Below are 14,792 nucleotides of genomic sequence, written 5' to 3'. Positions count from 1 at the left end.
CTTATCTCGCTCTGAAGGCAGCCGTGATCGGCGTGCGCATGGCGTTTATGGCGGGTATCAGACCGGTGACGAGCCCAAGTGCGGCGACGAGTAAGGCAGCCTTGGCCAGCACCGTCGTCGAGAAGACAAGGCCGAGCGCCGGTCCGGTCATCACAGTGGCAAGCTTTGCCATGACGAGGCCGAGCGTGCCGCCGAGTGCAAACAGAAACAGTGTCTCGCCGAGGACAAGAATGAGAATGCGCTTGCGTGAGAAGCCCAGGGTTTTAAGGACACCGATTTCGTAAGTGCGTTCGCGCACCGCAAACACCATTGTGTTGATGACGATCATCAGCAGGGTCACGAAGGCCGCGCCAACGACCAGATTGGTGATCAGCCCGACATCGGCATATTGGCGCAGGAAGCCTTCCAGAAACTGCTTTTCCGATTGTGTGCGGGTCGGTGTCGCCGAATTGGCGAAGAGGGAATCGATACGCGCTGCAAGCGCGCTAGCGGAAGTGCCCGGCAGTGGCCGCACGATGAAGGCATCGACGGTATCGGTGCCGCGCGCACGTGCTGTATTGATGTAATCGTAATGCGCCAGCATGAAATAGGTGTCGGTGCTGGCGGTCTCGCCGTCGAAAATCCCGGCGATGTCGAAACGCCAATCGCGGCTTCCGTCTTTGCGCGCGGTCTGGAAAGATGTGACCGTGATGCGCTGGCCAACCGACCATCCCTGTGCTTGCGCGAGCGCACGGCCCACCAGCACCCTGTCGCGCGCAGTTCCGATCGCCGAAAGCAGCACTGGCGTCAGGCCAAGCTCCCCGCCGTTCACCTTGGCGATCAGTGCCGGATTGATGGCGCTCACGGCCACCACGTTTTTCTCGACACTGACGTAGCCGCGCATGCGCGTCATGTAAGCGACCGAGGCGACACCGGGTTCGGAGGCGATGCGCGTCATGGCAGCCATCGGCAAGGCTTGCGTTGGCCCTGCCGCGCTCATGACACCCAAGAGATCGTCACTGGCGCCCGTCGTACCCTGTGTGCCATTCAGGAAGCTTGCGGTCAGTCCGTAGATGAGGAAGGCGACCGTCACGCAAAAGATCAACAGAAGCGTTCGCAATGGCTTGCGCCACGCATTGCGTCTGGCAAGGCAAAAGAAGCTCATCAAGCGGCCTCCCTCTCTTCGACGAACTGTCCCTTGTCGAGACGCAAGGTCATGCGCGCATGACGTGCGGCCTGCGGATCGTGGGTCACCATCACGATAGTCTTTCCCAGTTCCCGATTGAGAAAACGCAGCATCGCAAGAACGTCGTCTGCTGACTTGCGGTCGAGATCACCAGTCGGCTCGTCGCATAGCAGCAGATCGGGATCGGCCGCGATGGCGCGGGCAATGCCGACCCGTTGTTGCTGGCCGCCGGACATCAGGCCTGGATACTGCCGCTCACGCCCCGCAAGGCCCACGAGATCGAGAACCTTGCCGACGCGGATGTGCCGCTCTTTTGCCGAGACAGGCTTGAGCAGGAGCGGCAGTTCGACATTCTCTGCAGCAGTCAACATCGGCAGCAGATTGTAGAACTGAAAGACGATGCCCATCTTGTGCGCGCGCCATGCCGAGCGAGCGCTTTCCCCCATCAGGTCCAGCCTCGCGCCGCCAATGGCGATCTCGCCAGCGTCAGGGCTTTCGACGCCCGCCAGCATGTTGAGCAACGTCGATTTACCCGATCCCGACGGCCCCATGACGGCGACAAAATCACCTTGGGGAATGTCCAGATCGAGATTGTCGAAGATCGGGATTACCTCTCCTCCGATACGGTATCCTTTTCTGACATTGCGAAAACGAATGTAGGTGGCTTCGGCTGGCCGATCGTTCATGGCTGGGCTTCTCCAACGTAAGGTTGAGATTGTGCTTGGGGATCTGGGACAAAGAGACGGATCCGTGCGGCCATGTTGGGCCTGATGCCGGTAGGTGGACTGAGGAGTGAGAACCGGATCCCGATCGTGCCCTTTTCGGCGGACGCGACCGGCGCGATCCGCCGCATCTCTACGGCGAACGGTTGATCGGGAAAGCCGTCCAGGACAGCCTCACCGTGCAAGCCAGGTCGAAGCAGGGAGATATTGCTTTCGGCAACATCGGCGTCGATATTCATGCTGTTCAGATCCGTAAGCGTTAGAAGGCTCTGGCTTTCCCGGACGCTGTCTGCACGCGCAAGGACCGTGTCGCCCACATGGGCGGTCAGTTTCGTCACGGTTCCTGCAAAGGGAGCGCGCACTGTGAGTGAATCCAATTGCTCTTGCGCAATGCGAATTGCCAGTTCGGCCTTGATGATATCCTGGCGAGCCTGATCGACGTTGTTTGCGGCGCTCTTCCAAGCTGCGTCCGCGGCCTCCATATCCTTTCTGGACGTCGCATTCTGCTGAGAAAGCGTCTCAGCGCGACGGAAAGTAGCTTCCATCTGCGCAAGACTGATTTCTCGTGAAGAAAGGACCAGATCGGCAGAGACCTTCGCCGCCTTTGCCTGTTCAAGAGCAAGCGTTGCGCTCGGATCCTTCAGGATTATCAGCGGCTGGCCCAATTGGACCCGGTCCCCAAGGTTGATGACAATGTCGGTGATCTCGCCCTGATATTTAGCGTAAACTGAGGTCGATTGCGGTGCGACGACATAGCCGGACCCGGTAATCTCACGTGCGACCGGCGGCGACGTATTTGCACCAGCAGGCGGTTTACCGCTCTCAATCGCATCTTCTTGGAGCGAGATGGAGTTGACCGTTGTGGCAGGTTCAAGCGCTCCGAAAAGAGCGGCCTTGATGTCGATCGCAGAGTTTAGGAAGATGAGGGCGACAACCGCAGAAACCATTGCGGCAGTCAGGACGCCTAAGATCCCGAGGATCGCTTTACGGCGTGGTTTCGACGGATCGGTCATCGTCTTCAGGGAGAGAGACTTGAGCGTTTCGGAGAGCTTTCGGTCGTGTTCGGTGAGCGCGTTCATGCCGCAAGCAATGCTGGCTCCATGGACGCTCCGCGACCTCGAACACGTTTCAGACCGTCCTGAATCACGATTTCGGACGTGATGAAAGCGAACTCAGCCGATGTTTGCGCGGCGTGATCGCCATTGGACAGGCGTCATGTCGGTGACCCTGCGAAACTCCCGATTGAAATTGGATTTGGTCTGGAAGCCTACATCGAACATGATCTCGGTCACCGATTTTTCTGTTTCGGCCAAAAGCTTGCAAGCCGCCGCGATCCGAAACTCGTTGACATATTGCGAGACGTTCTTGCCGGTTGCCCGATTGATTGCACTCGATATTTGCCGTGCAGGGATAATGGCTTTGCGTGCCAGCCTATCGAGGTTGAGGTCAGGGTCTCGATACGAATGTTTCGTTTCCATAAGCGATTGGATCGCAGCAAGCGTCTCCTTGTCGCTCGGCTCGTCAGCAGCAGGAGCCTCGATTTCAACCTCCGAGGAATCCCGCCCCTGGACCGCGACAGCAGCCGCAATCGACAGAACGACCAGCGCAATGAGGTTGCCAATCGCCACCATGCCGGCCGCATGGCTTCCGTGCGTCCAAGAGAAATCGAGGAGTACCAGCAGGTCGAGCGCCGCCGACATCAGCAAGGCCAGAGCGGCAAAGACGAGAGCCCGATAGACAGGAAGCGCACTTTCGAAGGGCGTCTTCCTCAATGCATCGGGTCCTCGACGCATGAGATTGAGGATCGCTCCTGCATATCCGATAAATGTTACCGGCAGAACCACATCGATGGCATTTCGCCATCCCGTCACGGTCAACAGAGTGACGATGGCAACCGCCGGAAGGGCGTGCATGACAATGGACCAATCAACGGCGCGATCGTCTTTTTGGACAAGCCGCTCGACACCACAATAGACAAGAGGGGGAACGAACGCGGCGCCCACGGGCGCTACATACATCACTTCGACAATATCGTACCCCCACCGTAACCCCGACAGAAATGCCTGGAACGCGCTCAGCAGGATAAGCGCAAGAAACGGGACGTTTCTCGAACCACAGTCGTTGCCGGCCCTGACCACGCCGACAAACAGGATCAAGAGAAGGAAAGCGACGAAAAATGATAGCGGAAGGAAGGGCATGCGAGCCAAACGTTGAACGTGGGAGAGTTGAGATTTTCCTTTGCACTTTGTTGAGCCTTTGGCGACCTAAAACACGTTTTAGGTCGCATTTCTCGCCTGACTCTCAATTGAAATGGCACACTTTTCCCGGACTTTCGCGACGTCGCAGAATAGGCGAATTGGCGGCGACCGCGATGTTCAGGTGATGGCGGATAGCAGAAGTTTGATGTTCTCATAAGCAACGCGGGACACCGCTGTTCGGATAAAGCCGGTGTTTGAAGTGATCGCTGGCGGCGCATTTTGGCTTTCATGCCAGTGCCCCTGAATCGTCATAGCATTGAAGGCCAGCAAGCGTCATAGCCACAATGCCACAGCCACATTGTCGCTTCCGTTTTAGGCTGCCCTTAACCTTGGCGCAGGTCTCCATCTTGCGACACAACCTTGATTACGGTAACTTAAGGTTGTCATTTTTGAGTAAAGACGTCATCATTGGAAGTGAGAGACTGGTTATGTAATTTCGCGGAATGAGAGCAACTTATCTAAGTTAGGGTATAGAACTCATCCTATTTCGCGGTTTCAGATGTATATCTTACTTCTGATGACCTATGATTAAGCGATTCGCGGAATTAATCCGCACCTAAATATACTACTTATACGCTTCTATGATCAGATGAACTGATCTAATTATCCGGTAGGGATCAACAGCAAGGATAGCTGCAAAGTGAAGCATGAGCGGCCAAGCCGCGGTAAACTTCATTCAATGCAGGTTCCTACTCATGCTGTCTATTGCTGTTCCATTTGATTTTAAACGACTACGCATCCGCAGTTTTTCTCAGGTCAAAGTCCATAGTGTCGATGGTTTCACGGCAACCAAACACGTCTTGCGGGTTACCGGCGGAGCCTCAATACTGACGGGCATCCTTTCGGTGCTGCCTGCAACGGCCCAATCACCATCAGAAGATTTTTTTCGTCGCCGGGAGCAGCAACAGCAGTTCCAGCGTATTGAGGAGCTGAAGCAGTCGACACCGAGCGGCAACACCGGACAAAGCCGTGAAGCGGGCGCAGAGCCAAACGCTGGGGGTGCATGCTTCAATATCTCTGCGGTGAAGATCGAAGGAGCGACGAAACTCTCCGCATTTTCGCTTCAACAGATCACGCGTGGCTATGAACACCGGTGCATTGGCGTTGGAGATATCACCGCACTCCTGAAAGCCGTCACTGACCTTTATCTCGACAAGGGGTTCGTCACGTCGCGGGCCTACGTCCCCCCGCAGGACATCGCCGGAACACGGCTGCTCCGCCTCGTCGTCGTCGAAGGCACGATCTCGGACATCTACATCAATGGGAAGAAGCCAGAGAGCAGTATGTCTCTCGCCACGGCCTTTCCGGGTGTAAAGGGAGACGTCGCCAACATTCGCAACGTTGAGCAGGGATTGGAGCAGATCAACCGCCTGCCCTCCAACGACGCCAAGACGTCGATGCTGCCAGGCAATGACGATGGCACATCCATTCTCAACGTCGAAAACAAGCCTGGGAGGCGGTGGAATGTCAGCCTGTCCAACAGCAACCTGGGTCAGGAGACAACTGGCTATTCGCAAACCAACGTCACGCTCGGTTTCGACGACGTTGTGGGCGTCAACGACCTCTGGGGCTTCTCTTACGGACGAACCGGGCCGGACTATCCTTGGGGCGGCGATGGACGCGGACACAGTAGCAGCTATTCCGTCAATGCGAGCGTTCCTTACGGCTACTGGACCTACTCGGCGAACGGTTCCTGGTACACCTACGACAGCTCGATCCCTGGCAACTTCGGGGCAATCAACACCTCCGGAGACTCCGGACAGATTGGCTTCAACATCGATCGTGTGATCCTTCGTGACAAGGATTCGATCACGACGCTGAGGGGCGGCCTCAGCTACAAGCAGACTAACAACTTCCTTTTAGGGAGTCGGATCGAAATCGGAAGTCGCCGATACACGATCGGCACCTTTGGCGTCTCCCGATCACAAAGAGCGCTGGGCGGCGTCATCGCGCTCGATTTTGCCGTAGACCAAGGCCTGGATTTGTTTGGCGCCGTCGATACGGGAGCGCCTGCGGCCGGCACGGCCGATCCCCGCTTCACGCGCTTCACCGCCACCAGCAGCATAAGCAGACCCTTTGAAGCTGCGGGTCACCAGTTCGAGTTCACCACGCTCCTCAACGCCCAGTATTCGCCGGACAACATGTTCGGCGGCGAGCAGATGGGGCTTGGTGGCTCCAGCAATGTCCGGGGCCTACGAGAAGGCGTCATCTTCGGCAACAACGGGTTCTTCAACCGCAATGAACTGGTCTGGCGCACCATGCCCTGGGAAGGCACGAGGGCCGCGCCGATTCTGGGAGAACTGCGCCCCTATGTGGGATTGGATTACGGCCACGTCTTCGCGCAGCAGCGTTTTGATATCTCCGCTGGCGATCTCGCAAGCTGGACCATCGGGGCAAAGCTCGTCGGTGGAACTCTCGGCGCCGACATCGGCTATTCGCAGGTTTTTTCAAGCAGCGTCAGCAATGGGCGCGGACATCTCTTTTTCGCCAGCGTAACAGCACGCTGGTAGCTCCAGAGGCAGATTTCATGATCCGATCCCTTTTTCAGGCCACAAGATTGATGTCGGTTTCCGTGCTCATCGCAGTATCCGTCGTCGTCTCAAGCTGCGGTGGCCGCGCCGCTCATCCTGTCGCTTCGACCAATCCAACCGACAGCGCCTTCGATTGCGCAGGAATTCGGCGCGAGTTCGAAGCCAACGAGCGGCAGATCTTGGCGACGGTGAAAGAACGCGCCGACGCACAGGGCAAGAACGTGATCCTCGGCGCCACCGGCGTTCTTCTTTTCTTCCCGGCCCTGTTCTTCATGGATCCGAAATCGCCAGAGAAGCTGGAGATCGATGCTCTGCGAAACCGCAATCAGGTTCTGGCAGAGATCGCCAAAGCCAAGCGCTGCCCAGTGCCACAGTCTAAGCTGACCGAGGTCTACAAGAAGCTCGACAGCAAGCCATCCCGTTCCGAGACAGGCAGAAACGACCGTTAATCCATCCACCTCCTGAGTAAGAGGCGAATAGTAATGCGACCACAGTTCATGCGTATGGCGCAACAAGTAGCTGAAAGAAATCTCCCCGGTAGCCGAGTGCTCATCAGGAAAGCAGTTGCTACCCTTCTGAGCTCGGTTCTGGTTCTTCAACCTGTTCTCCTGCACGCGCAGAGCATCACGCCGGAAGCTGGTGGGTCACCATCCTATCGTCCTAACATAGGGGCTGCGCCAAACGGCGTTCCGCTCATCGATATCGTTGCCCCGAACAGCCAGGGTCTGTCGCACAACAAATACGGCAACTTCAACGTCGGAACGCCCGGCGTTATCCTCAACAACTTCGACGGCGAGGTCGGAACATCGAAGCTCGGAGGTGCTACTCCCGGCAACCCCAATCTGACGGGCAAGGGTTCGGCGACCGTCATCCTCAACGAAGTGACATCCCAGAATCGCACCGCGTTGAACGGACCGACGGAAGTCTTTGGTGGTCGGGCCGATGTTATCATCGCTAATCCCAACGGGATTACCTGCGATGGCTGCGGTTTCATCAACACCCCTCGCGCGACACTGACGACCGGTGCGCCTGACATTGGAGCCGATGGCAGCCTCAACGGCTTCCGCGTCAGCAATGGAGACGTCACCTTTGGACGCAACGGGGCGAACTTCGCCTCCGGCGATGGCTCTGTCGATCTCTTCGACGTGGTGTCACGGACGATCCAGATCGACGGCACGATCTATGGCCAGGATCTTCGCTTGACCGCTGGCCAGAGCAAATTCGACTACGCCACCGGCCAAGCAACTCCACTCGATCCAAATGCCGGAGGTCCGGAGTTCGCGATCGATGGCTCGGCTTTCGGCGCCATGCAGGCTGGTCGGATCAAGATGGTGGTCACAGACAAGGGCGCTGGTGTGCGCATGCGCGGCGACATGGCTGCGAATACCGGCGAACTTACCTTATCTGCCGACGGAAAGATTTCGATCGGCAAGGCCTCGGGCAAAGGCGTCAGCGTATCGTCCGGCCAAAAGATCTCTGCAGCTCGGGTCGCCTCCCGAAAGGCAGCTTCGCTGAAGGGAAAGAACGGAGTAGCGGTTGAGACGATAGACGCAGACGAAGGCATTCTGATCGATGGTGGCATCAGTTTTGTCGATGCGACTGGCATGTTGTCCTCAGGCGCCGGTATCGACATCCGTGCTGATGGAACGCTCCAGCTTCAACAAGCAACCGCTGCAGGATCAATGAAGTTTCTGTCGCGCGCCGGGTCGATCAGCGTCTCGGACACGGTTACCTCTGGTGCGGAACTTTCACTGACCGCATCATCAGGATCTGTCAGCGGCACCAACCTTCTCTCCAAGGGCGACATCGCCCTCCTTTCCGGCCTTGATCTCGGCTTCTCTGGCCTCGTTCGCTCCGAAGGGAACGTGCAAGCGACGGCTGGCACTAGCATCCAGTATAACGGACTGGAAGCAAACGGAAACGTAGCGCTATCAACGCTCGCAGGTGTCATCAGCCTGGACAAGCGAACCGCTGCTGGCGGCGATCTTCGAATCCAGCAGAAGAACATCGATCTTTCAGCAAACCGAGCCGATCTTGCCGCCTCGGGTACGCTCTTCCTCGGGGCCGACACCATCAACCTCGCCAATAGTACCATGACATTTGGCGGGTTTGATCTGGCATCGACTTACGCAACCGACTTGACCGGCACCCTGCTTAACGCAGTCGTCTCGGGTGGCTCAGGTAATGGAAACGTTTCTGTATCGGCCAACGGCGTCGTGACAAATTCAGCGACCAAACTGCTGGCGGCAAACGATCTGACACTGACCATCCCGGAAATCCAGAACAGCGGGCAACTGGCAGCGGGTGGCGGTATCAGGATCAACGCGAGCGGCAACCTGACGAACAGAGCTACGGGTTTAATTTACGCTGGTGACGATGCGGCACTGTATATTGGCGGTGTTCTCGCGAATGAAGAAGGGGCGATCATCTCGCGAGGCGACCTTACAATCGCTGGCGACAGTAACGGCACTCGCACTTCCAAGGTCATCAACCGCTCCGGCTTGATATTGGCAGAGAATGACTTTGCGATTCTTACTTCAAATCTCATCAATGAGAGGGCCACTGCTCCTACCTATAGCACCGTCAGAATATCGAGTGCGGTGGATTCTGCCTACAACACGTATTCTGTCGGAGCCTACGGAGGATCCGGACCCTTTATACAGCACAACCAAACGAAGTACGGTATCGGCTTCGCGTCGCCACACGTCTATCGCGAGGTCTCGGAGGACCGTCTCACTTCAGCGGGAAGCGCCGAGTCGCTTATAAGAGCTGGAGGTAATCTTGCGATCGATACGATCGATTTGAGCAACTCCTACAGCGGTATTGAGGCAGGCACCGGACTTGAACTGACCGGCCTTGGCACGATGACAAATGCGGGTATGCAGTTACAGCGAACTTCAACAGTCACTTGCAACGACGGTGGAGGATGCGGTCACTATGCCCCGATCTACTACCGCTGGGAAGAAACGCGCCCGCGTGGAGGGGAAAGTAGCGACGTTAGGATCGTCGGTCACAGCTATGCTACAAATCCATTCGGAACTCGTGACCCGTCTAAAAACGTCGGGCCTGGCCGCACAATACAGAGCGTTGAAGTGATCGGCGGCCTTCCTGCCACAATCCGCTCAGGCGGCGCCCTCGATATTCAAGGATTCGCCACTGTCAACAATTCCGCTATGGCGGGCTCCATAGCTGACCATATTGTAGTTGACGCATTCACTCCATCCGCAAACCCAACCGCGGTGCTGAACAATCTGACGGCCGCGGGCGCCCTCTTTACACTCGGCACGATCCCTACGCCCCAGTCGGGCGGATTTGGTGGAACCATACCCGGACAGAGTTTCCTCTATGAAACCCGTGCCGCCTTTGTCGACGTCTCGAAATTCTATGGCTCGAGCTACTTCCTGAACCGCGTTGGCTATCAGCCGGACCGCAAAGTCCCCTTCCTTGGTGATGCCTACTTCGAAAACCAGTACATCGAGCAGCAGCACAGGCTGGCAACAGGCTCTGGCTTCACAGGCAGAGACTCCGTCTCTGAGATCAAACAGCTCCTCGACAATGGAGCTTCTTATCTCAGCAACCGCCCCCGCACCTTCGGCGAACCGTTGACGGCAGAAGAGATCGCCCAGTTGACGCAGTCGATCGTCATCTATGTGCGGCAATCGGTGAACGGCGCGGAGGTTTTGGCTCCCGTCCTTTATCTCGCCTCAAACGCTGACCGCCAGTCTACCGCTGCAGGCGCCGTGATCGCTGGCAATCAGGTCTCGGTTGACGCCGGGTTGTTCGCCAACTCTGGAATGGTCGCTTCCAGCCAGAACCTCGCGGTTGCTGCTTCATCCGTCTCATCTGTCAGTGGCACATTTGCGTCCGGCGGCAACATGTCGATCAGAGGCGAGGACTCCGTCCTGCTTGCCAATGCCAAGGTGAACGCCAGCGGCGACCTTGCCATTACGTCGAATGGCGACATCAACATCTCCGCGGCCGAACGCACAACGACGAGTTCGTTCAGCGGCAAGCGCAGCAGCACAACCGTGGTCAGGACGACAAGCCTCGGGTCAGAAATTTCGGCGGGCGGTTCGGTAAACGCCCAATCGGGAGGCAACCTGAATGTCCTCGGTAGTGACATCGATGCGCGCGGAACAGTCGGGCTGAAGGCGGCGGGTTACATCACCATCGCCGAGGCTCAAAACTTGACGACCATCGATTCCGTATCGAGGAAGAAAGGTGGCCTGTTCGGGGGGAAGGAGAGCAAGAGCCATTCTGAAACCTCCACCACCGTTAGCTCATCTATTATGGGCGACAAGGGTATCTCGATTGAATCCGGCTCTGATACCTCCATTTCCGCATCAAACCTTGTCGCCGGCACAAACGAAGAGAAGGCCGACATCGACATCAAAGCAGGTGGCGACATCATCGTTGCCTCGGGTAAGGACACGGCTTCCTATAACGAGAGCTCTTCGAGCAAGGGCCTCTTCTCGAAGAAGAGTTCCAGCCAGCAGCGTTACGATGAAGACATCGCTGCATCGCAGCTCATTGCCTCCGGCAATATCAATCTAAAGGCGGATGGCAACGCCGTTATCTCTGGATCCGATGTCAGCGCCGGGGAGAAGGTCAGCATCGAGGGCGATAGCCTTGCCCTTCTGGGGGCGCAGGAGCAGCACGCATCCGCAAGCAGTAGCAAGAAGTCCGGCCTGTTTGCAGGCTCGGGTGGCGGGTTCTTCTCGCTCTGGGGCAAGAACGAAAAGGAACAAAGTCAGGCTACTGAGCTCAACAGCGGTACGCGGGTTATGGGAGGCACGGACGTCACTCTGAAGGCGAGGGACACCGACGTCAACATCATCGGTTCGTCGATCATGACGGGTCGAGATCTCACGCTTGAGGCAGCGCGCGACGTCAACGTAACGCCGGGCGCTGAGAGCTCGGCGTCTCTGGAAAAACAAAGACGTTCTGGCTTCGGCTTTTCCTTCTCTTCAGGTGAGGGAAGTGTGTCGATCGGGCTGGGTTACGGCAAGTCCCTCGACCAGACGCAGCAATCGTCGGAAACGAATGCGAAGTCTGTCCTGTTTGCAGGCAGAGATGTGAGCGTTTCGGCCGATCGCGACGCAAATCTTCAGGCTGCCAAAGCCACTGCCGCAGGCAGTGTCGCCATCGACGCCAAGAACAACGTCAATCTTCTTTCAGCGATCGGCACCACGAACTACGAACACATTCATCAAGAGCTTTTCGCGGGTATCAGCTTGAACCTGCAGTCCAAGCTCTTGGGTGTGGGCCAGAGCCTGGTAGCGGCGGGCGAAAGCATGGGCGGAGAGAATGGCGCCTATAGCATAGCCCCGGCAGCACTTGCGGCCTATCGAGCCTACAAGGCGTTGAACAATGGAGGCGCAGCCCCTTCCATTTCTCTGACTATCGGCGGGACCTCGCAAAAGACAACTCAGACCGCGTCCAATTCGACGCCTGTCGTCACCGAGATACAGAGCGGGTCATCAACGTCGATTATGGCGAAGGACGGTTCGATTGCTGGCCACGGCGTCCAAATCGCAGCAGGGGCAGGCCTATCCAACTCTTCATCGGGAAGCGTGCTGCTTTCTGCTGGAAAGGACATCTCACTTAAGGGAGCGAAAGGGTCGCAATCCTTCAACGCCAACTCGACGTCGGCAAGCGTCGGCGTCGGCATCGATCTCACCAACGGTGGCCCGGTTGGCAACGCAGCCTACGGCAAGACCAAAATCGGTAGCGAAACTACATTCGAGGTCAACAGCCATATAAGTGGAACAGGTGCGGTTGCGCTCAACTCGGGCAACGACACCACGCTGAAGGGGGCTGTCGTCTCAGGCAGCACCGTGATTGCTAATGTCGGAGGTGATTTCAAGGTAGAGAGCCCGCAGAACACCTCGACCTATCGCGAGACCGGTGTAAATGCCAGTGCAGGTTTCGGTGCAGGCGGTCTCTCCGGCGGCGTGAGCAAAAGCAACGTGAAAGGCGATTACGCCAATGTCACTGAGCAAAGTGGAATCGTCGCCGGCTCTGACGGATATGACGTCTCGGTCGGCGGGGGCATCGATCTCAAGGGCGGCGTCATCGCATCGACGGCGGAGAAGGAGAAAAACAGCCTTACCGCCGATCATCTGACATACTCCGACGTGGAAAACACCTCGAAGGCGTCTGCCTCCCGTGTCGGCGTTAACCTTGGGCCGACCGGCATTCCTGTTCCAGTGGTGGGACAACCCGTGGAGGAGGAAGATCATGGCGTGGCGCGTGCAACGCTGACGCCTGGCAATCTGTCTCTTGCGAATCAGAACCAGGATTTGGCGTCGCTCAATACCGACTTGTCGAACGCCAATTCGCAGGTGGATCCACTCAATATCGCCCGGCTGAAAGCAAAGCAGCAGAGTGCTGCGGCCCTTTCTGAACTTCTCAACAGCGGGATTGGAGATCTCTCCGAAAAGCTTGGCCTTGAAGAGGGATCTCTTGCCAAAACGTCACTTCATACGTTCGCGGCGGCTTTTGTTGCGGCAACCACAGGAGGCGATATCGGCTCGGCGGCTCTTGCTGGAGCACTTAGTGAGATCGCGAACGGGGCTTTGCAGGATGTGCTTGAGGCAGATCCGAGTCTCTCAAATGCACAGAAGAGCGCCATCACTCAATGGATTGCAGCGGCGGTTGGCGCTGCTGCAGGCGGACAGGCGGGTGCGGCGGTTGCCCTTGATAACGTGAATTACAACTACCTTAATCACCCGGACAATGAGAAGCTAAACAAGGCAAGGGCCTCCTGCGCCAATGGCGACCGGTCAGCGTGTGCGGAGAAAGAGAGACTTGAAGCCAAGGACAACAAGCAACAACAGGACTACATTAATTGCAGAAATGGTGGATATAGCGGAGCAAATTGTGCGGCTGTTCTAGCGGACGCGGTTGCTTCTCTATCCAGTTACGCCGGCACGGTTTCTTATTGGTCCTCGAAGAGTGAACGCCAAGCCAATTTTGATGACCTTGATGCAACTGGCGGACTTGATCAAGTCCGGAAAATTCTCGCACCTAATGGCACGGGTGATCTCACCGCCGCGCAAGCCGAGACCCTTGTCCAGACCATAAATTTTCTTTTGACCGATCCACTGATGATCCTTGGGCTGCCTAACATAATTGAGAAGGCAAACAGCGGGGATCCGGCAGCTATCGCCCAAGTGGTCACGATTGCCGCTAGATTGAAATTGTTGGGAGCCGGGGCCGAAAGCATCGTTAAGCACAAAGACGATGAGAAGACCGGTACTGTTTGGGATGATATCACCAAAACCGCGGGAGACCTGCCCAACACAAAAATACCTGCGACTTTCAAGTTGAAAATCGGAGACATGGAATTTTACGTGAACTCCAACGCGACAAAACACATGGCTGAATACCTTCAGAAATCCTCCAATCCGATAAACGATCAAGTACTCTTGCGGAGCTTCTCAGACGCGGTCAAAGAAATTCAGTCGTCCCAGAGCCTGGAGTTTGGTAAGTTGTATAATGCGAACGGTTGGGAGATCGTTTTCAGTAAAAGGTCAAGCGATCTTGTTCCTGTAATCAAACACGCGTTGTACAAACCATGAGCGACATAAGCTTCGCCGCTGAAGGCGTTTTTCTCGACATGAACTACCTTGGGTGCGATCCAAACGACAGAGGATCGACGCGGTGGAGTGTGAAACTGGTCTTATTGCATTCTGCCGGGCACTACACGTACGAGGCGAACGATATCTGGTTTGAAGCACAAATGTGGGATGATTTCGCTTCCGCACTTTCGTCAGCCAACAAAGTAAGTATGAAGTTTTCCGATATGAGCGATTATTTTATCCTTTCCTTAAAGCGAACCCCCAATTGCGTGGAGGTCTACATTAAAGTTTACGAGCCTGTGAACAGAAAGGACTCTATGAAACTCGACGTTCAACTTGAAACGGAGATCGACGCTGATTTCATTGGCAAACTCGATTCCGCGTTCGAATCGTTTCCTAAGCCTTGGTGACCTGACAATAACGAATCGAAATACTCTATAGAGGAGTCAAGTGGTGTCATAACCATGGGGTGCAATGATGCCTAAATCAAAATCTAAGATGAAACTGATGCCGGACTACCAGTGCTGGTGCGT

Annotated in this window: 8 protein-coding genes; 4 read left to right on the top strand and 4 right to left on the bottom strand. The window is 56.3% G+C overall.

The window, feature by feature from the left end:
• Position 1: 1 nt before the first annotated feature.
• From PVA19_RS12770 to PVA19_RS12755, 4 genes are all read right to left on the bottom strand, one after another.
• Positions 2-1,144 (bottom strand): ABC transporter permease, encoded by a 1,143-nt coding sequence (locus PVA19_RS12770; RefSeq protein ID WP_274102767.1) that lies wholly within the window; start codon positions 1,142-1,144, stop codon positions 2-4.
• The gene (locus tag PVA19_RS12765) at positions 1,144-1,851 is read right to left on the bottom strand and encodes an ABC transporter ATP-binding protein (RefSeq protein WP_274102765.1); all 708 of its coding nucleotides are present in this window, start codon (positions 1,849-1,851) and stop codon (positions 1,144-1,146) included. Before PVA19_RS12765 ends, PVA19_RS12770 begins: the two co-directional genes overlap by 1 nt.
• Positions 1,848-2,966, bottom strand: a complete 1,119-nt coding sequence (locus PVA19_RS12760) for an efflux RND transporter periplasmic adaptor subunit (protein ID WP_274102763.1) — start codon at positions 2,964-2,966, stop codon at positions 1,848-1,850. Before PVA19_RS12760 ends, PVA19_RS12765 begins: the two co-directional genes overlap by 4 nt.
• A gap of 93 nt (positions 2,967-3,059) precedes the next feature.
• Positions 3,060-4,085 (bottom strand): helix-turn-helix domain-containing protein, encoded by a 1,026-nt coding sequence (locus tag PVA19_RS12755; protein WP_274102762.1) that lies wholly within the window; start codon positions 4,083-4,085, stop codon positions 3,060-3,062.
• A gap of 755 nt (positions 4,086-4,840) precedes the next feature.
• On the opposite strand from PVA19_RS12755, the gene PVA19_RS12750 reads away from it, so the two are divergent.
• The 4 genes from PVA19_RS12750 to PVA19_RS12735 are packed head-to-tail and all read left to right on the top strand — an operon-like array spanning position 4,841 to position 14,669.
• A complete protein-coding gene (locus PVA19_RS12750; RefSeq protein ID WP_274102761.1) occupies positions 4,841-6,655 on the top strand; it encodes a ShlB/FhaC/HecB family hemolysin secretion/activation protein in 1,815 nt (604 codons plus the stop codon).
• A gap of 50 nt (positions 6,656-6,705) precedes the next feature.
• Positions 6,706-7,125, top strand: a complete 420-nt coding sequence (locus PVA19_RS12745) for a hypothetical protein (RefSeq protein ID WP_443111641.1) — start codon at positions 6,706-6,708, stop codon at positions 7,123-7,125.
• A 33-nt stretch (positions 7,126-7,158) separates the two neighbouring features.
• Positions 7,159-14,259, top strand: a complete 7,101-nt coding sequence (locus tag PVA19_RS12740) for a hemagglutinin repeat-containing protein (RefSeq protein WP_274102758.1) — start codon at positions 7,159-7,161, stop codon at positions 14,257-14,259.
• The gene (locus PVA19_RS12735) at positions 14,256-14,669 is read left to right on the top strand and encodes a hypothetical protein (protein ID WP_274102757.1); all 414 of its coding nucleotides are present in this window, start codon (positions 14,256-14,258) and stop codon (positions 14,667-14,669) included. The genes PVA19_RS12740 and PVA19_RS12735 overlap by 4 nt, the downstream gene beginning before the upstream one ends.
• Positions 14,670-14,792: the final 123 nt, after the last annotated feature.

The sequence above is a fragment of the Agrobacterium sp. CNPSo 3708 genome, assembly GCF_028674915.1.
Classification (GTDB): domain Bacteria; phylum Pseudomonadota; class Alphaproteobacteria; order Rhizobiales; family Rhizobiaceae; genus Agrobacterium; species Agrobacterium cavarae.
The sequence above is the reverse complement of the archived record's forward strand: the minus strand, read 5'-3'. Positions and strand labels throughout refer to the sequence as shown.

Bases quoted from the DNA above. Each gene is read 5' to 3' on its own strand.
- PVA19_RS12760 (WP_274102763.1), bottom strand. From the start codon at position 2,966: ATGAACGCGCTCACCGAACACGACCGAAAGCTCTCCGAAACGCTCAAG.
- PVA19_RS12765 (WP_274102765.1), bottom strand. From the start codon at position 1,851: ATGAACGATCGGCCAGCCGAAGCCACCTACATTCGTTTTCGCAATGTC.
- PVA19_RS12755 (WP_274102762.1), bottom strand. From the start codon at position 4,085: ATGCCCTTCCTTCCGCTATCATTTTTCGTCGCTTTCCTTCTCTTGATC.
- PVA19_RS12745 (WP_443111641.1), top strand. From the start codon at position 6,706: ATGTCGGTTTCCGTGCTCATCGCAGTATCCGTCGTCGTCTCAAGCTGC.
- PVA19_RS12735 (WP_274102757.1), top strand. From the start codon at position 14,256: ATGAGCGACATAAGCTTCGCCGCTGAAGGCGTTTTTCTCGACATGAAC.
- PVA19_RS12770 (WP_274102767.1), bottom strand. From the start codon at position 1,144: ATGAGCTTCTTTTGCCTTGCCAGACGCAATGCGTGGCGCAAGCCATTG.
- PVA19_RS12750 (WP_274102761.1), top strand. From the start codon at position 4,841: ATGCTGTCTATTGCTGTTCCATTTGATTTTAAACGACTACGCATCCGC.
- PVA19_RS12740 (WP_274102758.1), top strand. From the start codon at position 7,159: ATGCGACCACAGTTCATGCGTATGGCGCAACAAGTAGCTGAAAGAAAT.